Origin of the sequence: Caenispirillum bisanense (genome assembly GCF_900230255.1) — a bacterium.
GTDB classification, from domain to species: Bacteria; Pseudomonadota; Alphaproteobacteria; order Rhodospirillales; family Rhodospirillaceae; genus Caenispirillum; species Caenispirillum bisanense_A.
On sequence record NZ_OCNJ01000005.1, the window covers coordinates 119,880 to 143,330 of the forward strand.

The 23,451-nt window shown below is 70.3% G+C and carries 26 protein-coding genes; 7 read left to right on the top strand and 19 right to left on the bottom strand.

Translation table 11 applies throughout. The annotated features are described in order from the left end of the window. Window positions 1-83 precede the first annotated feature (83 nt). On the top strand, window positions 84-581 hold the full coding sequence (locus CRP50_RS12460; RefSeq protein WP_097279498.1) for a fasciclin domain-containing protein: 498 nt from the start codon (window positions 84-86) through the stop codon (window positions 579-581). Window positions 582-661: 80 nt separating this feature from the next. Here CRP50_RS12460 and CRP50_RS12465 read toward each other — a convergent pair whose 3' ends face one another. The 7 genes from CRP50_RS12465 to CRP50_RS12495 form a co-directional block, all read right to left on the bottom strand. Further along, window positions 662-1,051 carry a HEPN domain-containing protein gene (locus CRP50_RS12465; RefSeq protein ID WP_097279499.1) on the bottom strand — a complete coding sequence of 130 codons (390 nt, stop codon included), beginning with the start codon at window positions 1,049-1,051 and terminating at the stop codon, window positions 662-664. Beyond that, window positions 1,041-1,376: a nucleotidyltransferase domain-containing protein gene (locus tag CRP50_RS12470; RefSeq protein WP_097279500.1), complete on the bottom strand. Its 336-nt coding sequence runs from the start codon at window positions 1,374-1,376 to the stop codon at window positions 1,041-1,043. The genes CRP50_RS12465 and CRP50_RS12470 overlap by 11 nt, the downstream gene beginning before the upstream one ends. A 94-nt stretch (window positions 1,377-1,470) precedes the next feature. Next, window positions 1,471-2,325, bottom strand: a complete 855-nt coding sequence (locus tag CRP50_RS12475; protein WP_097279501.1) for a CheR family methyltransferase — start codon at window positions 2,323-2,325, stop codon at window positions 1,471-1,473. Window position 2,326: 1 nt separating this feature from the next. Continuing rightward, a complete protein-coding gene (locus CRP50_RS12480; RefSeq protein ID WP_097279502.1) occupies window positions 2,327-3,451 on the bottom strand; it encodes a protein-glutamate methylesterase/protein-glutamine glutaminase in 1,125 nt (374 codons plus the stop codon). 95 nt (window positions 3,452-3,546) lie between these two features. Then, the gene (locus CRP50_RS12485; protein WP_097279503.1) at window positions 3,547-3,921 is read right to left on the bottom strand and encodes a response regulator; all 375 of its coding nucleotides are present in this window, start codon (window positions 3,919-3,921) and stop codon (window positions 3,547-3,549) included. A 268-nt stretch (window positions 3,922-4,189) separates the two neighbouring features. Then, window positions 4,190-7,123, bottom strand: coding sequence for a chemotaxis protein CheW (locus CRP50_RS12490; RefSeq protein ID WP_097279504.1), 2,934 nt, complete (start codon window positions 7,121-7,123; stop codon window positions 4,190-4,192). 211 nt (window positions 7,124-7,334) lie between these two features. Continuing rightward, window positions 7,335-7,961, bottom strand: coding sequence for a histidine phosphotransferase family protein (locus CRP50_RS12495; RefSeq protein WP_176525146.1), 627 nt, complete (start codon window positions 7,959-7,961; stop codon window positions 7,335-7,337). Window positions 7,962-8,076: 115 nt separating this feature from the next. Here CRP50_RS12495 and CRP50_RS12500 point away from each other — a divergent pair, with 115 nt between their 5' ends. The 4 genes from CRP50_RS12500 (at window position 8,077) to CRP50_RS12515 (ending at window position 11,327) form a co-directional block, all read left to right on the top strand. Continuing rightward, window positions 8,077-8,271, top strand: coding sequence for a DUF3553 domain-containing protein (locus tag CRP50_RS12500; protein ID WP_097279506.1), 195 nt, complete (start codon window positions 8,077-8,079; stop codon window positions 8,269-8,271). Window positions 8,272-8,359: 88 nt separating this feature from the next. Further along, entirely contained in the window at window positions 8,360-8,677 is a 318-nt protein-coding gene (locus CRP50_RS12505; protein ID WP_097279507.1) for a hypothetical protein, read from the top strand. Between the two features lie 72 nt (window positions 8,678-8,749). Beyond that, a complete protein-coding gene (locus tag CRP50_RS12510) occupies window positions 8,750-9,766 on the top strand; it encodes an asparaginase (RefSeq protein WP_097279508.1) in 1,017 nt (338 codons plus the stop codon). Between the two features lie 64 nt (window positions 9,767-9,830). Next, window positions 9,831-11,327 carry a sensor histidine kinase gene (locus tag CRP50_RS12515; protein WP_097279509.1) on the top strand — a complete coding sequence of 499 codons (1,497 nt, stop codon included), beginning with the start codon at window positions 9,831-9,833 and terminating at the stop codon, window positions 11,325-11,327. 20 nt (window positions 11,328-11,347) lie between these two features. On the opposite strand, the gene CRP50_RS12520 is transcribed toward CRP50_RS12515, so the two are convergent. The 6 genes from CRP50_RS12520 to petA all read right to left on the bottom strand — a co-directional run bounded on the left by CRP50_RS12520 (window position 11,348) and on the right by petA (window position 16,842). After that, window positions 11,348-12,022, bottom strand: coding sequence for a class II aldolase/adducin family protein (locus CRP50_RS12520; RefSeq protein ID WP_245913463.1), 675 nt, complete (start codon window positions 12,020-12,022; stop codon window positions 11,348-11,350). Between the two features lie 17 nt (window positions 12,023-12,039). Next, window positions 12,040-13,152 carry an S-methyl-5-thioribose-1-phosphate isomerase gene (mtnA, locus tag CRP50_RS12525; protein WP_097279511.1) on the bottom strand — a complete coding sequence of 371 codons (1,113 nt, stop codon included), beginning with the start codon at window positions 13,150-13,152 and terminating at the stop codon, window positions 12,040-12,042. A gap of 14 nt (window positions 13,153-13,166) precedes the next feature. Continuing rightward, a complete protein-coding gene (locus CRP50_RS12530) occupies window positions 13,167-14,054 on the bottom strand; it encodes an S-methyl-5'-thioadenosine phosphorylase (RefSeq protein WP_097279512.1) in 888 nt (295 codons plus the stop codon). A gap of 191 nt (window positions 14,055-14,245) precedes the next feature. Next, window positions 14,246-15,016 (bottom strand): cytochrome c1, encoded by a 771-nt coding sequence (locus CRP50_RS12535; RefSeq protein ID WP_217992044.1) that lies wholly within the window; start codon window positions 15,014-15,016, stop codon window positions 14,246-14,248. Beyond that, window positions 15,013-16,278 (bottom strand): cytochrome b, encoded by a 1,266-nt coding sequence (locus CRP50_RS12540; RefSeq protein WP_097279514.1) that lies wholly within the window; start codon window positions 16,276-16,278, stop codon window positions 15,013-15,015. Before CRP50_RS12540 ends, CRP50_RS12535 begins: the two co-directional genes overlap by 4 nt. A 12-nt stretch (window positions 16,279-16,290) precedes the next feature. Beyond that, window positions 16,291-16,842, bottom strand: coding sequence for a ubiquinol-cytochrome c reductase iron-sulfur subunit (gene petA, locus CRP50_RS12545; RefSeq protein WP_097279515.1), 552 nt, complete (start codon window positions 16,840-16,842; stop codon window positions 16,291-16,293). Between the two features lie 259 nt (window positions 16,843-17,101). Between petA and CRP50_RS12550 the strand changes: the two genes are divergently transcribed. Continuing rightward, a complete protein-coding gene (locus CRP50_RS12550; protein WP_097279516.1) occupies window positions 17,102-17,599 on the top strand; it encodes a tRNA (cytidine(34)-2'-O)-methyltransferase in 498 nt (165 codons plus the stop codon). Here the strand turns inward: CRP50_RS12550 and CRP50_RS12555 are convergent. From CRP50_RS12555 to CRP50_RS12580, 6 genes are all read right to left on the bottom strand, one after another. Beyond that, window positions 17,580-18,479 (bottom strand): c-type cytochrome, encoded by a 900-nt coding sequence (locus tag CRP50_RS12555; RefSeq protein WP_097279517.1) that lies wholly within the window; start codon window positions 18,477-18,479, stop codon window positions 17,580-17,582. The genes CRP50_RS12550 and CRP50_RS12555 overlap by 20 nt on opposite strands. 131 nt (window positions 18,480-18,610) lie before the next feature. Further along, complete coding sequence (locus CRP50_RS12560; protein WP_176525147.1) at window positions 18,611-19,345, bottom strand: GDSL-type esterase/lipase family protein; 735 nt, start codon at window positions 19,343-19,345, stop codon at window positions 18,611-18,613. Window positions 19,346-19,519: 174 nt separating this feature from the next. Next, window positions 19,520-20,872, bottom strand: a complete 1,353-nt coding sequence (locus CRP50_RS12565) for a CCA tRNA nucleotidyltransferase (RefSeq protein WP_097279519.1) — start codon at window positions 20,870-20,872, stop codon at window positions 19,520-19,522. Beyond that, window positions 20,873-21,136, bottom strand: coding sequence for a hypothetical protein (locus tag CRP50_RS12570; RefSeq protein ID WP_097279520.1), 264 nt, complete (start codon window positions 21,134-21,136; stop codon window positions 20,873-20,875). Then, a complete protein-coding gene (locus CRP50_RS12575) occupies window positions 21,133-21,864 on the bottom strand; it encodes a CoA pyrophosphatase (protein WP_097279521.1) in 732 nt (243 codons plus the stop codon). The genes CRP50_RS12570 and CRP50_RS12575 overlap by 4 nt, the downstream gene beginning before the upstream one ends. After that, the gene (locus CRP50_RS12580) at window positions 21,813-22,379 is read right to left on the bottom strand and encodes a DUF1285 domain-containing protein (RefSeq protein ID WP_097279522.1); all 567 of its coding nucleotides are present in this window, start codon (window positions 22,377-22,379) and stop codon (window positions 21,813-21,815) included. Before CRP50_RS12580 ends, CRP50_RS12575 begins: the two co-directional genes overlap by 52 nt. A 48-nt stretch (window positions 22,380-22,427) precedes the next feature. Between CRP50_RS12580 and CRP50_RS12585 the strand changes: the two genes are divergently transcribed. Then, window positions 22,428-23,441 carry an AAA family ATPase gene (locus tag CRP50_RS12585; RefSeq protein WP_097279523.1) on the top strand — a complete coding sequence of 338 codons (1,014 nt, stop codon included), beginning with the start codon at window positions 22,428-22,430 and terminating at the stop codon, window positions 23,439-23,441. Window positions 23,442-23,451 lie beyond the last annotated feature (10 nt).

The following is a 23,451-nucleotide window of genomic DNA, read 5'->3' on the forward strand; positions in this document are numbered from 1 at the left end:
GCGCCCACGTAAGCCTTGCGTCGCGACGGACAGAAACGGGTACCCGGTCTCCCCCCCCAACAACCGGATCAACGAGGACCACCATGACGCTTCGCTCCGCCCTGCGCGCGGCCGCCCTCGCCGCCCCGCTGGCCCTCTTCGCCGCGCTGCCCGCCAAGGCCGCCGACATCGTCGACACCGCCGCCGGCAACCCCGACTTCGAAACCCTGGTCGCCGCCGTGAAAGCCGCGGGGCTGGTCGACACTCTGAAGGGCGACGGGCCGTTCACCGTCTTCGCCCCCACCGACGCCGCCTTCGACGCGCTGCCCGCCGGCACGCTCGACACCCTGCTGAAGCCCGAGAGCAAGGACCAGCTCACCGGCATCCTCACCTACCACGTGGTGCCCGGCAAGATCATGTCCGGCGACATCGCCATGGGTGAGACCATGGTCGAGACCGTCAACGGCAAGCAGATCAAGGTGCAGAAGACCGCCGACGGGGTCATGGTCGACGGCGCCAAGGTGACCACCGCCGACATCGCCACCGACAACGGGGTGATCCACGTGATCGACAGCGTCGTACTGCCTTCTGATCAGATGTGATCCCCGAGGGGCGGTGCCCGCGCCGCCCACCCAACGCCCGCCGCGCCTCCCCCACGCGGCGGGCGTTTTTTTATGGTGCGTCAGGGACCGAGCAGCGCCTCCAGGCGCGCCAGCAGGGCCACCACCTCCTCGAGCCATGCCGCGACCTCGTCGGCTTCGGGCTCCGGCAATTCGTCTGCGGCGGGATAGCGGTAGGCGAGGTTCAGGTAGCTCAGATGCCCGAGCGCCAGGCACTCTGCCCGCAACGGGTGATCCGCCGGGAGCAACTCGCCCAAGGCTTCGATGTCGTGGGTGCGCGGCGGCGTTCGGCCGAGGGCGACGAGCGCCGCCTTGACGGCCTTCTCCGCCGCCTGCTGGACGTGATAGGCCGCACCCGCCGGCAACGGATCGGGCTCGGCGAGGGCTTTTTCCGCTAGGCGCGCGTCGGCGCGGGCGACGACGAGCCAGCGGCGGGCGGCGTCAGCGGCCATAGACCCGACGCCCGGCCGAGGCCACCGCGTGGTTGAGCGTGCCGACCTCGCGGGTGCGGCGCTCGTGGACGGCCTTGCGGCACGGCACGATGTCGGCCCCGATCCCCGGTTCGCGCTGCACGCGGCCGGTGTCGCGCCAGGCCCGCTGGATGTCGCGATCGTCCGGCACCACCACCAGGAAATCGTAGTCGCTGTCGGGGGCCGCATCGCCGCGGGCGCGGGAGCCGAACAGCCACACCGCTTCGGGCTCGAACACGTCGACGATGCGCGCCACCAGGCGCGTCAGGATCGGGTCGGGATCGGGTGTCGGTGCGGCGGCGGGCATGGCGGCGACGGCGTCCGGCTGAAGCCTCGAAGGTCCCCCATGATAGGGAACGCCGGCCGCCGGCGGAAGGGGCGGCACTGGGGCCGCCCGCTGGTCAGACTGCGGCGACGCCCAGGGATGCCCCGTTGGCCGGCGCGCCCGGCTTGTTCACGGCATAGACGCCGCGCTGGCCGGGGATGGGCTTGAACTTGTCGGAAATGCCGAGCACCGTCTCGGCGCCGCCCAGGTAGAGCACGCCGTCGTCGGCCAGCTGCTTGGACATGTTGTCCAGCACCATGGACTTGGTCGGCTGGTCGAAGTAGATCAGCACGTTGCGGCAGAAGATGACGTCGAACTGCCCGAGCCCGCGCAGGTCCTGCAGCAGGTTCCATTCCTTGTACTGCACCATCGCCCGCAGGGCCGGGTCGATCTCCCACTGGTCTTCCTTCTTCTTGAAGTACTTGACCATGAGCTGGATGGGCAGGCCTCGCTGCACCTCGAACTGGGAATACAGGCCGGCGCGCGCCTTCTGCAGGATCTCGCGGCTGATGTCGGTGCCGACGATCTCGGTGCGCCAGCCCTGCAGGCGGGCCGAGGCCTCCTTCAGGATGATGGCGAGCGAGTACGGCTCCTGCCCCGACGAGGCGGCGGCGCACCAGATGCGGAAGCTCTTCTTCGCCGCGCGGGTCTTGATGAGGTTCGGCAGCACCACGTCGCGGAACTGCTCGAACGGCTTCATGTCGCGGAAGAAGAACGACTCGTTGGTGGTCATCGCCTCGGTGACGTCGGCGGCGAGCGCCTCGTCACGGCGGCGCAGTTGCGCCACCAGGTCGTCCAGGCCCTTGAAGCCGCGCTTGCGGGCCACCGGCATGAGGCGGCTTTCCAGCAGGTACGACTTGTCCTTGGTGAGGACGAGGCCGGACCGCGTCTTCAGCATCTGCGCGACGTAATCGAAATCTTCCGGCTTCATGTCACACCCGCCTGTTGGCGAACTTGTGAATGTAGGGTGCGACGTCCGGCAGCGGCAGGACGGCGCTGCACACGCCCGCCTGCGCGGTCGCTCCCGGCATGCCCCACACCACGCTGGTCGCCTCGTCCTGGGCGATGACGGTGCCGCCGGCGTCGGCGATCACCTTGCCGCCGCGCGCCCCGTCCGAGCCCATGCCGGTCAGCACCGCCGCCAGCACACGGCGACCGTAGGCCTTGGCGATGGAGCGGAACATGGGATCGACGGCGGGCCGGCAGAAGTTCTCCGGCGGGTCCTGGGTCAGGCGCAGCACCTTGTCGGTGCCCTTGGTCTCGACCAGCATGTGCCAGTCGCCCGGCGCGATGTAGACGCGGCCGTTCTGGATGACCTCGCCGTTCTCCGCTTCCTTCGCCTGCAGGCCGGCGATGCGGCCGATGTGCTCGGCCAGGATGGTGGTGAAGGTGGCGGGCATGTGCTGGGTGATGAGGATCGGCTGGGTGATGCCGCCGGCCTTCTTGATGCCGCCGAGCACCGTGAACAGCGCCTGCGGGCCGCCGGTGGAGGAGCCGATGGCGATGACGTCCGGGCGGTCGTTGGCGGCGGGACGCAGCTGGATCTGGGCGCCGGCCTGGTGCAGCGACGGCACGCGGCTCGGCGTGGTGGCCGCACCGGCCGCAGCCGGCGACGGCGTCAGCGGCGCCGGACGGGCGAGCGTGCGCGGCGCCCCGCCGGCGCGGCGGGCGGCGGCGCCCAGCGCCTTCACCTTGTCGACCAGTTCCTGCTTGAAGTCGGTGCCGCCGGTCAGCTCGCGCGACGACGACGGCTTGGTCACGTATTCCGAGGCGCCGGCCTCCAGCGCCTTCAGGCTGATCTCGGCATTGCGGGCGGTCAGCGTCGAGGACATGACGATCTTCACGCCCGGCGCCTTCTTCAGAAGGTGCGGCAGGGCGGTGATGCCGTCCATGACCGGCATCTCGATGTCGAGGACGATCACCTCGACGTCGTGGCGGTCGAGCGCCTGCACGGCGGCCTGACCGTTGCCGACCGACGCGATGACGGAAATGGCGGGGTCACTTTCCAGGATTCGCGTTTCCAGCCCGCGCACGACGGCCGAGTCGTCGACGACCATGACGCGGTACGGATCGGAACCCGACCCCGACGCCCGCGCTGCTCCGGCACCCTGGCTCAACGACAATGGAAGTACCCCCCGGGTAGGAAACTGGCTCAACCCTGCTCGAACAGGCCGACCTGCGCGAACTTCGCCTGCAGGATCTCGCTGTCGAACGGCTTCATGATGTATTCGTTGGCGCCGGCTTCGATGGCTTCCTGGATGTGCTCGATGTCGTTTTCCGTGGTGCAGAAAACGACCACCGGGTGGTCACCGCCGGGCAGCTGGCGCAGCGCCCGCAGGAAGTCGATGCCGTTCATGACCGGCATGTTCCAGTCGAGCAGGACGGCGTCCGGCATGTTGGCCTTGCAGGAGTCGAGCGCCTGCTGGCCATCCTCGGCTTCGGCCGTGGTGAACTGCAACTCCGTCAGGATCTTCCGCGCGACCATGCGAATGACCTTGGAGTCGTCGACGATCAGACAAGACTTCATGCCAGTACTTTCACCCCTGCATGGTCCCTACCCGGGCCGGCCGGGCCGCCGAATCAGGGCCGGACGTTCGAGACTTAAAGCGTAGAACCCCCGGCGCGTCAAGGAGAAGCATTCCCCTCGGAAGCGCTGCAAACTGCGGACTTCGCGCCCCGCGTGAGCGCCGGCCCCGGCGGGACCGTCGCAAACCCGGATGCATCATACGGGCTTGATGCAGGCCGACGCAACCGCCGGATGAGCCCGCCGCAGGCGGCGGGCCCGGCAGCAAAGATCACACGCGGATCGACAGCGTCGACTTGAGCGTCTCGAGCAGCGCGTCGCGGTCGAACTTGGTCACGTAGTCGTCGAAGCCGACCTCGCGGCCGCGCTCGAAGTCCTTCTGCGTCGCATGACTGGACAGGGCGACCAGCGGCGTCTTCGCCCAGCGTGCGTCGGAGCGGATGGTCTCGGCGAAGTGGAAGCCGTCCATGCCCGGCATCTCGATGTCGCTGATGATGGCGTCGAACTCCAGCCCCTGCTCGCGCATGACCAGCGCCCGGTCGGCGCTGTCGACGGCGGTGACCGTGTAGCCGGCCACCGACAGCAGCGGCGTCAGCAGGTTGCGGAAGAACGGGCTGTCGTCCACCAGCAGCACGCGCTTCTTGCCGCCGGCCAGCGACGGCGCCGCCTCGTCGGGGTTGCCGAACCAGTCGCCGAAGGCCTGGGTGAGGTAGTAGCCGGTGTCGATGACGTCGGTCGCCTTCTCGCCGATGATGGCGGTGCCGATGACGCCCATCTTGTCGGCCTTCAGCTCGACCTTCAGGCGGTCCTCGACGATGTCGACGATTTCGTCCACCACCAGGCCCATGCTGCGGTCGCGGTCGGAGAACACCAGCACGGGCTGGCGGCCGTCGCTCGGCATCTCGTAGCGCTCGTTCACCATCACCAGCGGCATCAGCTGGCCGCGGTACTGCACCACCGGGCGACCGTAGGAGTGCTCGATGGTCGCGCAGTCGATCTCTTCCAGGCGCGCCACCAGGGCGAGCGGCACGGCCTTGAGGTCCTTGCCGCCGGCGCGGAACACCAGCAGCGAGGTCTTCTCGTCGCTGTGGGTGTCGTGCGACGCCTGCGTGTCGGTGGTCTGACCGCCGCCCAGGCCCATCTCGCCGGTGGCGGTGGCGATGCCGTTGGGGTCGAGGATCATGATCACCGAGCCGTCACCGAGGATGGTGTTGCCCGAGAACATGGTGATGTGACGCAGGATCGGCGCCACCGGCTTGACGACGATTTCCTCGGTGTCGAACACGCGGTCGACGATGATGCCGAAGGTATAGGTGCCGACCTGGGTGACGACGATGAAGGTCTCGGCCGAATCGCTGCCCGCCACGTGGGCGCCGCCGATCTTGCCGGCGGTCTTCTTCACCGGCTTGCCGTCCTCGGCGTCGATGAGGGCCTCGACTTCCTCGTGCACGCTGGTCTTGCGCAGCTTCAGCAGGTTGCCGAGGCTGACCAGCGGCAGCAGGCGGTCGCGCAGGCGCAGCACCGGGGCGTTCGAGATCATCTCGATGCCGGTTTCGCTGTTCTTGGTCACGCGCACCAGCTCTAGCACGCTGATCTGCGGGATGGCGAAGCGCTCGGACGCGCATTCGACGATCAGCGCCGACACGATGGCCAGCGTCAGCGGGATCTTGATGGTGAAGGTGGAGCCGCGGCCCCACTGGGTCTTCAGCTCGATGGTGCCGCCGATCTTCTCGATGTTGGTGCGCACCACGTCCATGCCGACGCCGCGGCCGGAGACGCTCGTCACCTTCTCGGCGGTGGACAGGCCGGCCTTGAAGATGAACTGGGCGATCTGCTGGTCGCTCATGTTGTCGATCTCGGCCTCGGTGGCGAGGCCGTTCATGATCGCCTTGTCGCGGATCTTCTGCAGGTTGAGGCCGCGGCCGTCGTCGGAGATCTCGATGATGATGTGACCGCCCTCGTGGTAGGCGTTCAGCTTCACCACGCCCACTTCCGGCTTGCCGGCGGCGATGCGGCCTTCGGTGTCCTCGAGCCCGTGGTCCGCCGAGTTGCGCACCATGTGGGTCAGCGGGTCCTTGATCAGCTCCAGCACCTGGCGGTCGAGTTCGGTCTCGGCGCCGTACATCTGCAGGTCGATCTTCTTGCCCATTTCGATGGACAGGTCGCGCACGATACGCGGCAGCTTGGCCCAGGCGTTGCCGATGGGCTGCATGCGCGTCTTCATCACCCCTTCCTGCAGGTCGGAGGTGATGTGGCTGAGGCGCTGCAGGGGGGCGGCGAACTCGCTGTCGTCGCGGCCGCGCACCATCTGCAGCAGCTGGTTGCGGGTCAGCACCAGCTCGGACACCAGCGTCATGAGGTTTTCGAGCAGGTCGACGTTGACGCGGATGGACTGCGACGCGACGGAGCTCTCGCTGCCCTTCTTCTCGGCGGCGGGCGGCGCTTCGGCCTTGGCCGGGGCGGCCTTGGCGACGGGCGCCGGCGGCTTGGCGGCGGCGGCCGGGACGGACGGCGCGGGCGCCGGCGGCGCGGCCTTGGCGGCGGCTTCGGCGGCCTTGCGCTCGCGCTCGGCCTCGGCGGCCAGTTCGGCCTGCAGCTCCGCCTCGGTGGCGGCGCGCTTGCCGGCGGCCTGGGCGGCTTCCACCTCGGCCAGCAGTTCGGCGGCCACCGGGAAGCCCTGGTCGGAGACCTTGGGGCCGGACGCGCCGGCGCCGGTGGTCGCCTGCTCGAACTCGGCCAGCAGTTCGGCGGCCACCGGGAAGCCCTGGTCGGACACCACCGGACCGGCCGACGCGGCGGCGGGCGCGGCGGCGACCGCGGCCTCCAGCTTGCCCTCGGCGGCGGCGTTGAGCTGGACCTTGAGGTCCTCGTCGGTGCCCTCGGGCTCCTGCTCGGTCTTTTCCAGGTGCGTCAGGATTTCCTTGATGCGGTCGATGGAGCACAGGATCAGCGTCACCGCCGCCGGAGTCACTTCCAGTTCGCCGTCGCGGAACTTGCCGAGCACGTTCTCGCCGGCGTGCGCCAGGCTTTCCAGGCGCGGCAGGCCGAGGAAGCCGCAGGTGCCCTTGATGGTGTGAACGAGGCGGAAGATGTTGGAGAGGATGTCCCGGTCGTTCGGGTTCTGCTCCAGATTCACGAGTTCCACGTCGAGCGTGGCGAGGCTTTCCGACGTTTCCGTGAGGAATTCGCTGAGCAGGTCGTCCATCATTTCTCTCCCGTTGCACGGCCGTCTTCGGACGGCCGCACGGCGCTTCTTCCGCAGCGGTTCCCCCAGCGGCCGGCCGGCCGCCCGCCTTACCCTTCTGGGCCGAGACGGAATGGGGACATCCTTGTCGTTCGGAGGTGAACGCTACCACTTCTCGGCAGGGCATAGAAGCGCTCATTGCGCATCCGGAGGCAGCCGAACGGCGCGGGACTCAGCCCTGCGGGAGAACGATGGCGGCGGTACTACCGGACGCGGTGGCGGCCACCTCCACGGTGCCGCCGAGCCGACGTCCGAGCGCCCCGGTCAGCCATGCCTGCACGGTACGCGGGCCGAGTCCGTCGGTGCGACCGGCCACCGCCTCGACCATGGCCGGCTCCAGCCGCGGCGCCCGCCCTTCGGCAGCGGCGGCGAGGCGGTCGCCCTGCACCTCCACCACCAGGGTCGCCGGCGCCACGGCCGTCTCCGTCGCCAGCAGGGCCAGGTTGAGCAGCAGCCGCAGCGGCTCCGGCGCCAGGGCGGTCAGGGCGTCGCGCGGCGGCAGCGTCACGGCGCAGCGCGCCCCGGCCCAGGCGGACAACTGGCGCGGCAGGTCGCCCGGTTCCACCGCCCCGGCGAGGCCGAAGGCCGCCCGCAGGGTGCGCAGGCGCAAGGACGCGCCGGCAGCGCTGCCGGTCAGCAGGCCGAGCGCCTCGGCGTCGATCATGGCGGGGTCGTCGCCCAGCAGTTCCGCCCCGTTGGCGACGGCCCCGACGGGCCCCGCCATGTCGTGGCACAGGCGGGTGGCGATCAGGGCGGCGAGGTCGAGCGGGTCGAGCCCGCCATCCGGTTCGGCGCTCATTCCGTGGGATACCCCCTCGCGGTGGTGACGTTGGCATTTATATGAAGAGAACGGACCCGAGCCGCCGAGGGTAACGCGCGAGCGGCAGCGGTCAAGGCATGGAAGGATACGGCGCATGTTCACCGACTTCGTTCCCGGCGTCTTCGTCACCCACCCCGGCGAACCCGACTGGGGCATCGGGCAGGTGCAGTCGGCGGTCGGCCACCGGGTGACCGTCAACTTCGAGAACGCCGGCAAGCGCACCATCAACACCGGGGTGATCGATCTGCGTGTCGTCACCGAGGACGAAACCACCCTGCCCCACCATTGACGCCAGCCCTTCCGCCATCCGGAGGGTGATCCGGGCCGCCGCCCGGCGCGTTCGAAAGACGAGACCGTCCACTGCAGGAGCGTGCCCGATGCCGGCCCAGATCATCGACTTCACCTCCGTCCGCCTGCTCCGCCGCCTGGACACCTTGCGCGGCAGCAACGATGCCCTGCAGGCCCTGGCGCGCGATCAAGTGCGGGCCTGCCGGCAGGCGGAGCAGCGCCTGGGTGATCTGCACCACGACCTGACCACCTTCGTGCGCCGCCTGGACGAGCACCGCACCCGCTGCGACCACACCGCCCGCCGCCTGCGTCGCAGCGTCGAGGCGCTGGAGAGCGGCGACGTCGACCGCATGATCGCCGCCCGCGACGATCTGCGCCGTCACATGGCCCACCGCCGGCCGATGTAGGCGGCTCTTCCGGTCCGGCGGTCCGTTTGTTACAAGGTCCGATCGACCGTTCCTGACCGCGAGGACCCCGCCATGACCGCCACCGCGCGGACCATCACCCTGTTCCGCGCCGACGTGCCGGAAAGCCGTCATCCCATGATGGGCGTCGTGTGCGACGCCGCCGGCACCGTGGTGCGGGCCTGGGGCGCCGACCCGCACGCCATGGTGTTCCCGCGCTCCGCCCTGAAGCCGCTGCAGGCCCTGCCGCTGGTGGAAAGCGGCGCCGCCGACGCCTTCGCCGTCAGCGATGCGGAACTGGCGCTCGCCTGCGCCTCGCACAACGGCCTGCCCATGCATGTGGAGCGGGTGGCGGCATGGCTCGATCGCATCGGCTGCACCGTCGACGACCTGGAATGCGGCGCCCACGACCCCTACGACGCCGGCGCCACCCGCACCATCTACGAGCACCACGACAAGCCGAGCGCCCTGCACAACAACTGCTCGGGCAAGCACACCGGCATGCTGACGGTGTGCCGTCACCTCGGCCTGCCGACCAAGGGCTATTCCGACGCCCATCATCCGCTGCAGCAGCGCATCCTGACCACCTACGCCGAGACCAGCGGCACGCCGGAAGCGGCCATGCCGGTCGGCATCGACGGCTGCTCGCTGCCCGCCGCCGCCATGCCGCTGTCGGGCCTCGCCACCGCCATGGCCCGCTTCGCCGACCCCGACGGCCGCTTCGCGCCGGCCCGCGCCGAGGCCGCCCGCCGCCTGTGCCGCGCCTGGGCGGCGCACCCGGAACTGGTGGCCGGGCCCAACACCTTCAACACCGACGCCATGGTGCTGAGCGGCAATCGCGTGCTGCTGAAGCGCGGCGCCCAGGGCGTCTATGGCGGCTGCGTGCCGGAAAAGGGCCTCGGCTTCGCCATCAAGGCGGAAAGCGGCAATTCCGTCGCCGCCGACGCCATGACCGCAGTCGTGATGCGGGAACTCGGCTTGGTGGACGACGAAGTGTGGAAAAAGATGGTGGATCTGCCATACTTCCGGGAGACAAGTTGGCGCGGCCTGCCCGCCGGCACCTATCGGCCGGAGGACGGCTGGCCCGCCTGACAGGGGTGCGACGGCCGAGTATTGGGGCGCGGCCGCGCGCTCCCACCCGGCTGGGGGACGGGCCATGCAGGACGCGGCAGCGACGCCGACGCCCGATCCATACGATCTGCTGCCGGACCCGGTGCTGCGGCTCGATCCGGCGGGGCGGGTGACGAGTGCCAACCGCGCCGCCGCCGCCCTCGGGGTGATGCCCGGCCTCTCCTTTCTCGACTGCCTGCGCGCCGACGACCGCACCGCGAGCGAAGCCGCCCTGCGCCTCGCCCTGCCCTTCGACGCGCGCTTCGCCACCCTGCCCGAACGCTGGTGGTGGCTGCGCCCGACGGCCGCGGCCTGCGGCGGCACGGTGGTGATCGGCGCCGACGTCACCTCACGGCGGGCCGGTGAACGGTCGGGCCGGCGCAACGCCGTCGAACACGTGCTGACGGCGCTGGACGAGATCCACGACGCCTTCGTCATCTACGACCGTGACGGCCGGCTGGTGGTGTGCAACCGCCGCTTCCGCGCGCTCTACGGCTACACCGAGGAGGAAGCGCGGCCCGGCGTGCACTTCCGCGAGCTGGGCGAGATCGACGTGCGCCGCGGCAACGTCATCGTCGGCGACGGCGAGGGCATGGAGGGCTACCTCGAGCGCAAGGCCGAATACCGCCGCCGCCTCACCGGCACCTTCGACGTGCTGCTGAAGGACGGCCGCTGGATCCAGACCCGCGACCGCCGCATGCCCGACGGCGGCTTCGTCTCCATCCAGACCGAGGTCACCGAAAGCCGCCGCGCCGAAGCCGCCCTGAAGGCCGCCAAGGACGCCGCCGAGGCCGCCCTGCGCGACGTCGAGGCGGCCAATGCGCAGCTCGGCCAGTTCGCCTACGTCGCCAGCCACGACCTGCGCGAGCCGCTGCGCATGGTCATCAGCTACCTGGATCTGCTGCAACGCCGCCACGCCGGTGCCCTGGCGCCGGAGGCGCTGGAGTTCATGACCCACGCCCGCGACGGCGCCCAGCGCATGAACCAGCTGCTGCTCGACCTGCTGGCCTACAGCCGCGTCGGACGCGGCGGGGACGCGCCGGCCGAGGTGGCGGTGGCGCAGGTGCTGGGGGCGGTGGCCGCCAACCTGGAACTGGCGCTGCGGGAAAGCGGCGGCGCCCTGGTCCTGCCCGAGGCGGTGCCCGCGGTGGTGGGCGCGCGGCCGGAGTTGGTGAGCCTGTTCCAGAACCTCATCGGCAACGCCCTGAAGTACCGCCACCCGGACCGCCCGCCGCGGGTGGAGGTGACGGCCGAAGCCGACCCGGCGGCCGGGCGGGCGGTGTTCCGCGTCGCCGACAACGGCATCGGCATCGAGCCGCGCTTCCACGAGCGCATCTTCCAGATCTTCCAGCGCCTGCACCCGCGCGGGCGGTACGAGGGCACGGGCATCGGCCTCGCCCTGTGCCGGCGCATCGTCGAGCACCACGGCGGCACCATCCGGGTCGAGTCCGAGCCGGGCGCGGGCAGCACCTTCACGGTCGCGCTGCCGCTGGCCGGCCCCCGCCCGAAGCGATCGGCGGCGGACGAACTGCTGGGCGCCTGACCCGCGGCGTCGGCGCCGGTCTATTCGGCGGCGACCCGCGCTCCGCCGGCCGCCAGGGGCCGGCCGTAGGTCTTGAACTTCTCCAGCACCCGGTCCATCTCCGCAGCGTCGAGCAGCGGCGGGTCGCGGGTGATCTGCAGGATGCGCCAGTACTGCTCGGCCAGTTCCTCCAGCTCCACCGACAGCTTCAGGGCCTTCTGTGCCGTCTCGCCGACCACGATCATGCCGTGGTGGGCGAGCAGGCAGGCCTTGCGCCCCTCCAGCGCCGCCAGGGCGTGGTCCGACAGGGCCTGCGTGCCGAAGGTGGCGTAGGGGGCGCAGCGCACGTCGTGGCCGCCCGCCGCCGCCACCATGTAGTGGAACGACGGGATGCCCATGCCGAGGCAGGCGAGCGTGGTGCAGAAGGGCGCATGGGTGTGCACCACGCAGCCCACTTCCGGGCGGCCCTGCAGGATGTCGCGGTGGAAGCGCCATTCGCTCGACGGGGCCCGCTCGCCGCCGAAGTGGCCGTCCATCTCCATCAGCACCATGTCGGCGGGCTTGAGCAGGTGCGGCTCGACGCCCGAGGGGGTGACGAGGAAACGGTCCTCGTCCACCCGCAAGGAGGCGTTGCCGGCAGTGCCGCGGTTGAGCCCCTTGCGGACGAGGCCGGTGGCGAGGTCGACGAGCTGGTTGCGCAGGGCGAGCAGGGACACGGGCGCTCCTCTCGGGGTCATTCGGCCGCCGCGGCGGCGGCGGCGAGGTCGGGGAACAGGCCGGCGAGGCCCTCACGGGTGGCGGGGCAGACGCCGCGTTCGGTGACCAGCGCGGTGACGTAGCGCGCCGGGGTGACGTCGAAGCCCCAGTTGCCGCACGGGCTGCCCTCGGGCGTGACGGTCACCGCGACGATGTCGCCGGCGGCGGTGCGGCCGGTGACGACGGAGACTTCCTCGCCCGCCCGCTCCTCGATGGGGATTTCCTTCAGGCCGTCGGAGATGGACCAGTCGACGGTCGGGCTCGGCAGCGCGACGTAGAAGGGCACGCCGTTGTCGTGGGCGGCCAGCGCCTTCAGGTAGGTGCCGATCTTGTTGCAGACGTCGCCCGTCGCCGTGGTGCGGTCGGTGCCGACGATGCACAGGTCCACCATGCCGTGCTGCATGAGGTGGCCGCCGACGTTGTCGACGATGACCGTGTGCGGCACGCCGTGCTGGTTCAGCTCCCACGCCGTCAGGCTGGCGCCCTGGCTGCGCGGACGGGTCTCGTCGACCCACACGTGGACCGGGATGCCGGCGTCGTGGGCCTTGTAGATGGGGGCGAGCGCCGTGCCCCAGTCCACCGTCGCCAGCCAGCCGGCGTTGCAGTGGGTGAGGACGTTCAGGCGACCGGTGGCGCCCTTCTTCTCCCACGCGGCACGGAACAGGCCGAGGCCGTGGTCGCCGATGGCTTCGTTGATGGCGACGTCGTCGTCGCAGATGGCCGCCGCCCGCGCCCAGGCCGCCGCGGCGCGCTCGGCCGCCGGCAGCGGGCGCAGGGTGCGCAGCATGTCGGCCAGCGCCCAGCGCAGGTTCACCGCCGTCGGGCGGGTGGCGTAGAGACGGTCGTGAGCGGCCTGCAGGGCGGCGTCGGAGGCGTCGTCGCGCATGGCGAGCGCCATGCCGTAGGCCGCGGTGGCGCCGATCAGCGGCGCGCCGCGCACCAGCATGTCCTTGATCGCCACCGCCGCGTCCTCCATAGAGCGCAGCGTGGTGGTGACGAAGGCGTGCGGCAGCCTGGTCTGGTCGATGATCTCGACGCTGCCGTCGGCGTTCGGCCAGATGGTGCGGGTCGGCGTGCCGTTGACCTTCATGCGTCGGTTCTCCTTCAGGCCTTCAGAAGGCGCCCGGCGACGGCGTCGAGCTGCGCCAGAACGGCCGGGTCGCGCGCCGTCGGCGCGGTGATGAGGGCGTGCTCCAGGGCCGTGTGGCAGCCCTTGTCGCAGGGGGCGGCGCGGTCGCGCAGCTTGGGCGCCACGGTCTTGACCAGGCTGCGCGCCTTGTCGGCGTTCTCCAGCAGCACCTTGATGACGGCGTCCACCGTCACCGCGTCGTGGTCGGGGTGCCAGCAGTCGTAGTCGGTGACCATGGCGACGGTCGCGTAGCACATCTCCGCCTCGCGGGCGAGCTTGGCCTCGGGCATGTTGGTCATGCCGATGACGTCGCAGCCCCACTGGCGGTAAAGCTCGCTCTCGGCCTTGGTCGAGAACTGCGGCCCTTCCATCACCAGATAGGTCCCGCCGCGGGCGTAGGGAATGCCCGCCTCCGTCAGGGCCGCCGCGCAGGCGTCGCCGAGCCGGCCGCAGACGGGGTGGGCCATGGAGACGTGGGCGACGCAGCCGGTGCCGAAGAAGCTCTTCTGGCGGGCGAAGGTGCGGTCGATGAACTGGTCGACGATGACGAAGGTGCCGGGCGCCAGTTCCTCCTTCAGCGAGCCGACGGCGGACACCGACAGGATCTCGGTGACGCCGGCGCGCTTCAGGGCGTCGATGTTGGCGCGGTAGTTCAGATCCGACGGCGGGCGCGGGTGGCCGCGGCCGTGGCGCGGCAGGAACACCAGCGGCTGGCCGTCCAGCTCGCCGAACAGCAGCTGGTCCGACGTCGCGCCGAAGGGGCTCTCCACCGTTTCCCAGCGTGTGTTGGTCAGGCCGTCGATCTCGTAGACGCCGCTGCCGCCGATGATGCCGAGAACCGGCTTGGAATGACCGTCCGCCATGGGACCTCCCCTCGCTGCGCATGGACCGGCGCGCCGGCGGCCTCTGGACAGGGCCGGGGACCGCGGCGCGCGCCCTGGTGTTTTAGCCGCCCGCCCCGCGCTTGAAAAGGGAAAGGCCGCCGCTCCGGTCGGAGCGGCGGCCTCGCCTGAGTCCCCCAGTGCCCGCCGGAGCGGGTCACCTGATCCGTGCCTCAGTGTTCCACGTCGGCCCAGATCTTGCGCTTGAGCGCGTACAGCATGGCGGTCAGGACCAGCAGGAACAGCATGACCTTGATGCCGAGCGACTTGCGCGCTTCCAGCTCGGGCTCTGCGGCCCAGTTCAGGAAGGCGGTGATGTCGCGGGCCAGCTGCTCTTCCGAGGCCTCGGTGCCGTCGGCGTATTCCACCAGGCCTTCCATCAGCTGCGGCGGCATGGAGATGGCGTGGCCGGGGAAGTACTCGTTGTAGTACTTGCCGTCGGGCAGCTCGAAGCCTTCCGGCGCCTCGTCCTTGAAGCCGAGCATCAGGTGGTAGACGTAATCCGGGCCACCCATGCGCGCCTTGTTGATGAGCGACAGGTCCGGCGGCAGCGCGCCGCCGTTGGCGAAGCGGGCCGCGTTGTCGTTCGGGAACGGCGACACGAACCGGTCGGACGGCATGGCCGGGCGCATGAACATGTCGCCCGCGTCGTCCGGACCGTCTTCCACTTCCTTCTCGGCCGCGATGGCCTTCACCTGATCCTCGCCCAGACCGATGTCGGTCAGGTTGCGGTAGGCGACCAGCTTCAGGCCGTGACAGTTGGCGCAGACGTCGTGATAGACCTGGAAGCCGCGCTGCAGCTGCGCCTTGTCGTAGTAGCCGAACAGGCCTTCCCAGGTCCACGACTCGTCGGGCACCTTGACGCCGCCCGCGGCCTGCGCGGAGGTGGCGACCAAGGACAGACCCAGCGCCGCGGCGGCGGTGAGGATGAACTTACGCATCATGCCTTCTCCGTCGTGCCGAGGTTGTTGGTGAGCGGCGCGGGCTCCGCCTTGCCCTTGCGGGCGGCGGCCGAGATGCTCTCGGGCAGAGGCCGCGGCTTCTCGAACCAGCCGATCAGCGGCAGCAGCACGATCCAGTGGAAGAAGTAGTAGGCGGTGGCGATCTGGCCGATGGTCACATAGGGCTCTTCCGCCGGCATGGCGCCGATGTAGCCGAGCACCACGGCGTCGACGGCGAACAGCCAGAAGAACCACTTGTAGATCGGACGGAAGGCCGCCGAACGGACCTTGGAGGTGTCGAGCCACGGCAGGGCCGCCAGCACCAGGATCGCCGCGAACATCAGCAGCACGCCGCCGAGCTTGTCGGGCACCGCGCGCAGGATCGCGTAGAACGGCAGGAAGTACCATTCCGGAACGATGTGCGCTGGGGTCACCATCGGGTCGGCGGGGATGTAGTTGTCCGGGTGACCCATGTAGTTGGGCGCCCAGAAGACGAAGAACATGAAGAACATCATGAACACGCCCAGACCGTACAGATCCTTGATCGTGTAGTACGGGTGGAACGGGATCGCGTCGTTCGGGCCCTTCATGTCGATGCCGAGCGGGTTGTTCGACTTCGCCTGGTGCAGCGCCCAGATGTGCAGGATCACCACGCCGACCAGAACGAACGGCAGCAGGAAGTGCAGCGCGAAGAAGCGGTTCAGCGTCGGGTTGTCGACCGAGAAGCCGCCCCACAGCAGGGTCACGATGTAATCACCGACGACCGGGAAGGCCGAGAACAGGTTGGTGATCACGGTGGCGCCCCAGAAGGACATCTGGCCCCACGGCAGCACGTAGCCCATGAAGGCGGTCGCCATCATCAGCAGCATGATCACGAGACCCAGCCACCACAGCACTTCGCGCGGCGGCTTGTAGGAGCCGTAGTACAGGCCGCGGAAGATGTGAATGTACACGACGATGAAGAACATCGACGCGCCGTTCATGTGGATGTAGCGGATCAGCCAGCCGTAGTTCACGTCGCGCATGATGCGCTCGACGGAATTGAAGGCGTAGTCGACGTGGGCCGTGTAGTTCATGGCCAGGAACACGCCGGACAGGATCATGATGACCAGCACGATGCCCGCAAGCGAGCCGAAGTTCCACCAGTAGGACAGGTTCTTCGGGGCCGGATACTTGCTGCCGAGCGAATGGTCGACGAACGACACGATCGGCAGCCGCGCTTCGAGCCACTTCAGTGCCGGGTTGTTGGTGTTCAGTTCACTCATGGAACTCGCCCCTTAACCGATGACGATCCGCTGGTCCTCGATGAACTCGTACCCGGGAACGGGCAGGTTCAGCGGAGCGGGACCCTTGCGGATGCGTCCGGAGGTGTCGTAGTGCGACCCGTGACAGGGGCAGAAGTAGCCGCCGAACTCGCCCTTGGGCTCGCCCGGCTTCTGTCCCAGCGGGACGCAGCCCAGGTGCGTGCAGATGCCGATGGCGATGAGCCATTCCGGCTTCTTGACGCGCTCTTCGTCGGTCTGGGGATCACGCAGCTCGGAGACGTCGGTGCTCCGCGCCATTTCGATTTCTTCGGCCGTGCGATGACGCACGAACACAGGCTTGCCGCGCCAGGTGACGGTGATCGCCTGGCCTTCCGCTACGGGCGACAGGTCCACTTCCGTGGACGACAGCGCCAGGACGTCGGCGGCCGGGTTCATGCTGTGGATGAACGGCCAGACCGCGAGGCCGGCGCCGACGACGCCGACCGCGGTGGTCGCATACAGCAGGAAATCGCGGCGGCTTTCGCCCTCGGAGGAGCCATGAGCGGTATGTGCCGTATCAGCCATGCTCAGTTACCCTCTCGTTGCGCACTGGGGGGCACGCATTCGCTAGACGTTGACGGCCCGTCACGGGGGGAAACGAGCCGGCCGTGTTTCTTGACGCGGCCTTCGAACAGTGTGTGGCGCCGGGCCCTGCGTAATGGCCCCCGACCGCGCAAAAGGGGGGTCCGGCGACCGGGGCGGTATAATCGAAAACCTGCCCCTTGAAAAGGGCCTAACGCCGCCCCACCCTGCCCACCCCCTCTTCCTGCCATGGACGCGCCCCATGCGCATTGCGCTTTATCAGCCCGACATCCCGCAGAACACCGGCACGATCCTGCGGTTCTGCGCCTGCTTCGGCCTGCCCTGCGACATCGTGGAGCCGTGCGGCTTCCTGTTCGACGACCGCCGCATGCGGCGCGCCGGCATGGACTACCTGGACCGGCTGGAGGTGGTGCGCCACGTCTCGTGGACCCGCTATCTCGACTCGCGAGCCACCCGTCCGGGTGGGTCCGGACGCCTGATCCTTCTGACCACGCGCGCCGCCGTTCCCCATACGCAGATCGAGTACCGTCCGGATGACACCCTGCTGCTCGGCCGCGAGAGCGCCGGCGTGCCCGACGACGTGCACGCGGCCGCCGACCTGCGGGTGGTGATCCCGCTGGCCGGCGGCCTGCGCTCGCTGAACGTCGCCATGGCCTGCGCCGTGGTGGCCGGCGAGGCGCTGCGTCAGACCGGCGGCTTCCCGCCGCTGGAGGAAGGCGTCACCGCACCCGCTGGCTGACCGCGGGCACGGTGCGCAGCCAGGCGACCAGGGCGTCCAGGTCCTCGGGCGTCATGTTGGCGTAGTTGGCGACCGGCATGGGACCGACGAGGCGGCTGCCGTCGGGGCGCACGCCCTTGGTGATGGCGTCCTTCACCTGCTGGTCGGTCCAGCCGCCGATGCCGGTGTCGCGGTCGGCGGTGATGTTGGCCGCCACCACCACGCCCCAGGGACCGGGGAACGCCAGCCCGCCGGCGCCGACGCGGCGCTCGTCGGGGATGGGCGCCTCGGCGTGCAGGGGCGTGTGGCAGTGCATGCAGTGGCCGATGTCGGCCAGATAGCCGCCGTAGGCGACGGGGTCCGTACGGTCGGGCGCCGTCAGCCCGGCGGAGGCCGGCGGCCCCCACGAGGCCGGCAGCGGGAAGTCGTAGGACGAGCGCGCGACGGCGTGCTTCACCGGCGAAATGCTGCGCAGGTAGGCGATCAGGGCGGCGACGTCGGCGTCGGCCATCTTCTTGTAGAAAGCCACGGGCATGGGCGGGCCGATGAGGGACCCGTCGGGCCGCACACCGTCGCGGATGGCCGTGGCGAGCTGAGCGTCGGTCCAGGCGCCGAGGCCCGTGTCGGGGTCGGGCGTCAGGTTGGCGGCGCGCCACACCATGCCGACGTCGGGCATGTCGCCGCTGCCGGCCAGTTCCATGCCCGCCAGCGGGCCGGTCGGCCCCATGGGCGTGTGGCAGTTGCCGCAGGCGACGATGGAGTTCATGAGGTAGGCGCCGCGCGCCAGCAGGGCGTCGTGGTCGCTGTCGGTGGCAGTGGCTGCGCCGGCAGGGGCGGCGAGAACGAAGGAAGCGGCGGCCGCCGCGCCGACGGCGCGGAGGGTCCGGCGGACCGTGGTCATCTTGGTCGTCTCCGAGGGTTTCCCGCCGCGTCCCGGCGCGGCGTGGGGAGACTATGACCAAAGCCATACCGGCCGCGCCCCGTTCGAACGAACGGTGTTTCACTGCCAAAATTCGTGCAGGTTTGGGACCGTCAGAGGATGGCCGTCGCCACCATGTCCTCGGCCTGGGGGGAGGATACGCGACGGAATTCCAGCGGCCGGAAGGCGTTGGGATCGCGCTTCACCACCGGGCGCGGGCGCGGGAACCAGTCTTCCCACGCGCTCCAGGCCGCCACCGCCTCGGCGACCACGGCGTGGCCGTCGGCCGTCGGGTGGACGCCATCGCCGTCGATGAGGGCGCGGCGGTAATCGCGGTTGGCGCCGAGCGCGGCGCAGAGGTCGAGGTAGGGCACGCCGAGCTCGGCGGCGAGCATGCCGAAGGCCTCGTTCAGGGCGGCGAGACGCGCCGGGCTGTAGGCGACCCAGTGGCCGCCTTCCTCGCGCGGCTCGGCGGAGCGCAGCATGGGCGCCGGGCCGATCCACAGCACCGGGCGCCAGGCCTTGGCCTCGGTGATGATCTTCTCGGCCATGGCCAGCGTCTCGAACAGGGTGACGCGGATGCCCTGGTCGTCGATGTCGGCCATGTCGGACAGGCCGAAGCAGAACACGAGGCCGCTGCGGGCGACCCCGGCGAGGCGCGGTTCGGCCTCACGGCGCCAGCGAGCGGCGATGTCGGCGGAGGTCTGGGTGGGAACGGCGAGGTTGTAGATCTGCAGGTCGTGCACCCGCTCCGACTCGGTCCGCCACAACCGGTTCGGCCAGCCGCCCTGGTCGGCGTCGCCGAGACCGAACGCCAGCCCGTCGCCGAAGAAGCAGATCTTCTTCATCGGCAGGCTGTTTCGCGCCTCGGTTTTCTTCGCCGGCTGTGCCATAGCAGTCTCGGACCTTCCACATGCTCCACCACCCCATTGCCACGGTACGAGTGGTGGACCGCCCCGACAGTGATGATTATCACACGAACGGCACGGCGGGCAATGCAACGTGAGGCTATGACCGACCGGTCACCCGGCGCCCCCGGCAGGCCCCGTTTCGCGCAGCCGGCGCAACAGGTCCGCCCGGTCGGGCCGGAAGTCCTCGGCGAGCCACAAGGCCTCCGCCCGGCGCAGCAGCTCGCCCACCTGCGGACCCGGCGGGACGCCCAGGTCGGCCAGCACGTCGCGCCCCTGCAGCGGCAGCGTCGGCGGCGTCCACTCCGCCGCGAAGTCGAGCAGGCGGATCCACAGGCCGGTGCGGCGGCTGTCGGGATGCCCCTGGGCCACCCGCTCCGCCGCCCACAGCACCAGGGCCCGATCACGCAGGCGGGCGTTGCCGAGGCCGTAGGCGAGCCGCCGCAGGCCGGCGTCGTCGAGGGCGGGCTCCGGTTCCGGGCTGCCCGCGGCCGGCGCCGCCAGATCGGCCAGGCGGTCGCGCTGGTCGTTGGACAGGCGCAGCCGCTCCGCCAGGGCCAGCACCGCCGGCCGGTCGTTCTCGACCACCGCCGCCAGGCGCCGCAGCGGATCGGGAGTCAGCCACTCACGCCGCAGGCCCGCCGTCTCGATCCACGCCAGGGTGCGCAGGCGGCCGATGTGCACCGCCTCGGGCAGCACCTGTTCCAGCACCCGCTCGCCGCGCATCTCCAGCAGCGCCTCGGCGGGCTGCGGCGCGGCCAGGATCTTCAGCAGTTCGTCGCGCACCCGCTCGCCCGACAGCCGCGCGAGACCCGCCGCCTCCATGCCGCAGGCCTTCAGCGCCTCGTGGTCGGGGGCGCCGGCGCCGTAGTGGGCGTGGAAGCGGAAGAACCGCAGGATGCGCAGGTAATCCTCGCGGATGCGCTGCTGCGGCCGGCCGACGAAGCGCACCTTGCGCGCCGCCAGATCGGCGAGGCCGTCGAAGTAGTCGTAGACGGCGCCGTCGGGCGTCGCCGACAGGGCATTCATGGTGAAGTCGCGGCGCGCCGCGTCCTCGCGGAAGCTGTCGGTGAAGGCGACCTCAGCGTGGCGGCCGTCGGTGGCGACGTCGCGCCGCAGGGTGGTGACCTCGAAGCTCATGCCGTCGGCCACGGCGGTGACGGTGCCGTGGTCGAGGCCGGTCGGCACGGCGCGCAGGCCGGCGTCCTCCAGCCGGCGGATCACCACGTCGGGGGTTTCGGGCGTGGCGATGTCGACGTCCTTGACGGCGCGGTGCAACAGGGCGTCGCGCACGCAGCCGCCGACGAAGCGCACCTCCGCCCCGCCCGCGGACAGGGCTGCGATCACGGCCGCCGTGCGGGCATCCCGCATCCACGGCTGGGGCGACAGCTGCCCCACCGCGGTACGCGCGCCGCCGGCGCCCGTCGCGGGGATCAGGCGGATGGTCGTGTCGTGCTCGGTCGCCATTTACTGCGCGTCTTGCTGCTGCCTCGGCGCGATGTGGCCGGGAACCACCTTGCCGTCGATAACGCGGGGCGGCACGTACTCGTCGCTCGGGTCGCCGCCCTGGGTCATGGCCATGACGCCGAGCCCGACCAGTATCGCCACCGCCAGCCCGAGCAGCCCGTAGTCGATGGCGCCGGCCGTCTCGCCCTCGCCCCGGCGGAAGCGGCGCCAGATCAGGAACAGCAGGATCGGCAGCAGCAGCAGGACGAGCAGCCGGATGATCACGATCCCAGAACCTCCGCCAGATTGACGAGCATGCCGGCCGTGGCGCCCCAGATGTAGCGCTCGCCGTAGGGCATGGCCCAGTAGGCGCGGGTGCGCCCCTTCACCTTGTAGGTATGCCGCTGGTGATTGGATCGGTCCAGGACGAAGGCGAGCGGCACCTCGAACACCTCCGCCACCTCGAAGGGATCGGGCGCCAGCTCGAACGGCGGCGCGATGAGCCCGACCACCGGCGTCACCCGGAAATTGGTGACGGTGACGTAGTCGTCCAGCCGCCCGAGCACGTCCACCAGCTCCGCCGGCAGGCCGATCTCCTCGTGGCTCTCGCGCAGGGCGGTCGCCACCGGGCCGTCGTCGTGATCCTCCGACCGGCCGCCGGGGAAGCTGATCTGCCCGGCGTGGTTCTTCAGGTGCGCCGTGCGCTGGGTGAGCAGCACGGTCAGCCCGTCGGGGCGCTGCACCAGCGGCACCAGCACGGCGGCGGCGGTCTGCGGCCGCGTGTCCATGGCGGCGCCCGGCGGCACTTCGGGAGCAGCAGCAGCCGCCGCGACGACTCGCGGTCCGCCGTCGATGGCGGGGCCGTAATCGTAGTCGCCGCCCAGTTCGCGGTTGATGCCGACGTCCGACCGCTCGCGCGCCGGGCGACCGCGGGTCAGCCGGCGGACGATGGCGTCGCGGTCTAGTCGGTCTCCGTCAGGGTCCCGAGAGGGAAGAACGTGCCCGTGCTCCATACGCCGTAGTGTACCCCTTTCGCATCGCCGGCGTCTTCCTCGACGCCGTGCTCCACCAGTTCGTAGAACACCGGGCGGTTGAGTCTGGCCTCCAGACCTTTGCGGATCAAGACGTAAGGTCGCGGCTCGCCGGTGTCCGGATCGTGCTCGACCCGCAAGGGGTGCTCGGCGTCCAGGGTGACCCAATCCTCGACGTTGGTACGGAATCGGATCCGCCGGTTGCGCCCCTCGCCTTCCGTCTCCATCTCGACAGCGAGGAAGGGAACGTCCTCGACGTCGATCCTCCCTTTTTCGGCGGGCGTTTCCAGCCAGTAGGAGCCGTCTTCCTCGCGCTTGAGCACGGTCGAGAACAGGCGCACCAGTTCCTTACGGCCGATCGGAGAGCCGTGATAGAACCAGGTGCCGTCGCGGTCGATGCGCATGTCGAGGTCGCCGCAGATGGTCTGGCGTGGCCGGGCCTTGGGGGCCGCCTGTCCGGGAGCAGCCGCGTTGGTCTCTTCGCTGGTCCTGGGCATCCGTTCCTCCGTGGGTTGTCGTGTCCTATGTAGTGCGGAGAGTGCGTCGTGACCAACCCTTCCAACGAAGCAGCCCTCGCAGCCGGTCCCGACGCGGTCGCCGCCGTCGACCGTCTCGCCGAACGCCTGTCGAACGCCCGCGCGGCCCTGAACGCCGTCATCTTCGGCCAGGAAACGGTCATCGAGGACAGCATGGTGACCCTGCTGGCCGGCGGCCATCTGCTGCTCATCGGCGTTCCGGGCCTCGCCAAGACCAAGCTGGTGCACACCCTCGGCACCGTCCTCGGCCTGGCCGACCGCCGGGTGCAGTTCACCCCCGACCTGATGCCCGCCGACATCCTCGGCAGCGAGGTGCTGGAGGAAGACGAGACCGGCCGCCGCGCCTTCCGCTTCCTCAAGGGGCCGGTGTTCTGCCAGCTGCTCATGGCCGACGAGATCAACCGCGCCAGCCCGCGCACGCAGTCCGCCCTGCTGCAGGCCATGCAGGAGATGAAGGTCACGGTGGCCGGCGAGAGCCACCCGCTGCCGCGCCCCTTCCACGTGCTGGCGACCCAGAACCCCATCGAGCAGGAAGGCACCTACCCGCTGCCCGAGGCGCAGCTCGACCGCTTCCTCATGCAGGTGGACGTCGGCTATCCCGGCCGCGATGCCGAGCGCGAGATGCTGCTCGCCACCACCGGCGCCCTGGAAGCCCCCGTGCCGCGCGTGCTGACGCCCGAGGACCTGCTGGAGGCGCAGGCGGTGGTCCGCCGCATCCCCGTCGGCGACAGCGTGGTGGACGCCATCCTCACCCTGGTGCGCGCCGGCCGCCCCGAAACCAGCGACATCGACGAGGTGCGCCGCCACGTCGCCTGGGGGCCGGGGCCGCGCGCCAGCCAGGCGCTCATGCTGGCGGTGCGCGCCCGCGCCCTCATCGACGGCCGCTACGCCCCTTCGGTGGACGACGTGCTGGCGCTCGCCCGGCCCATCCTGCAGCACCGCATGGCCCTGACCTTCGCGGCGCGCGCCGACGGCGTGAGCATTCCGCAGGTCATCGGCCGCCTGTGCAGCCTCGTCGGCTGACGGCGGGACC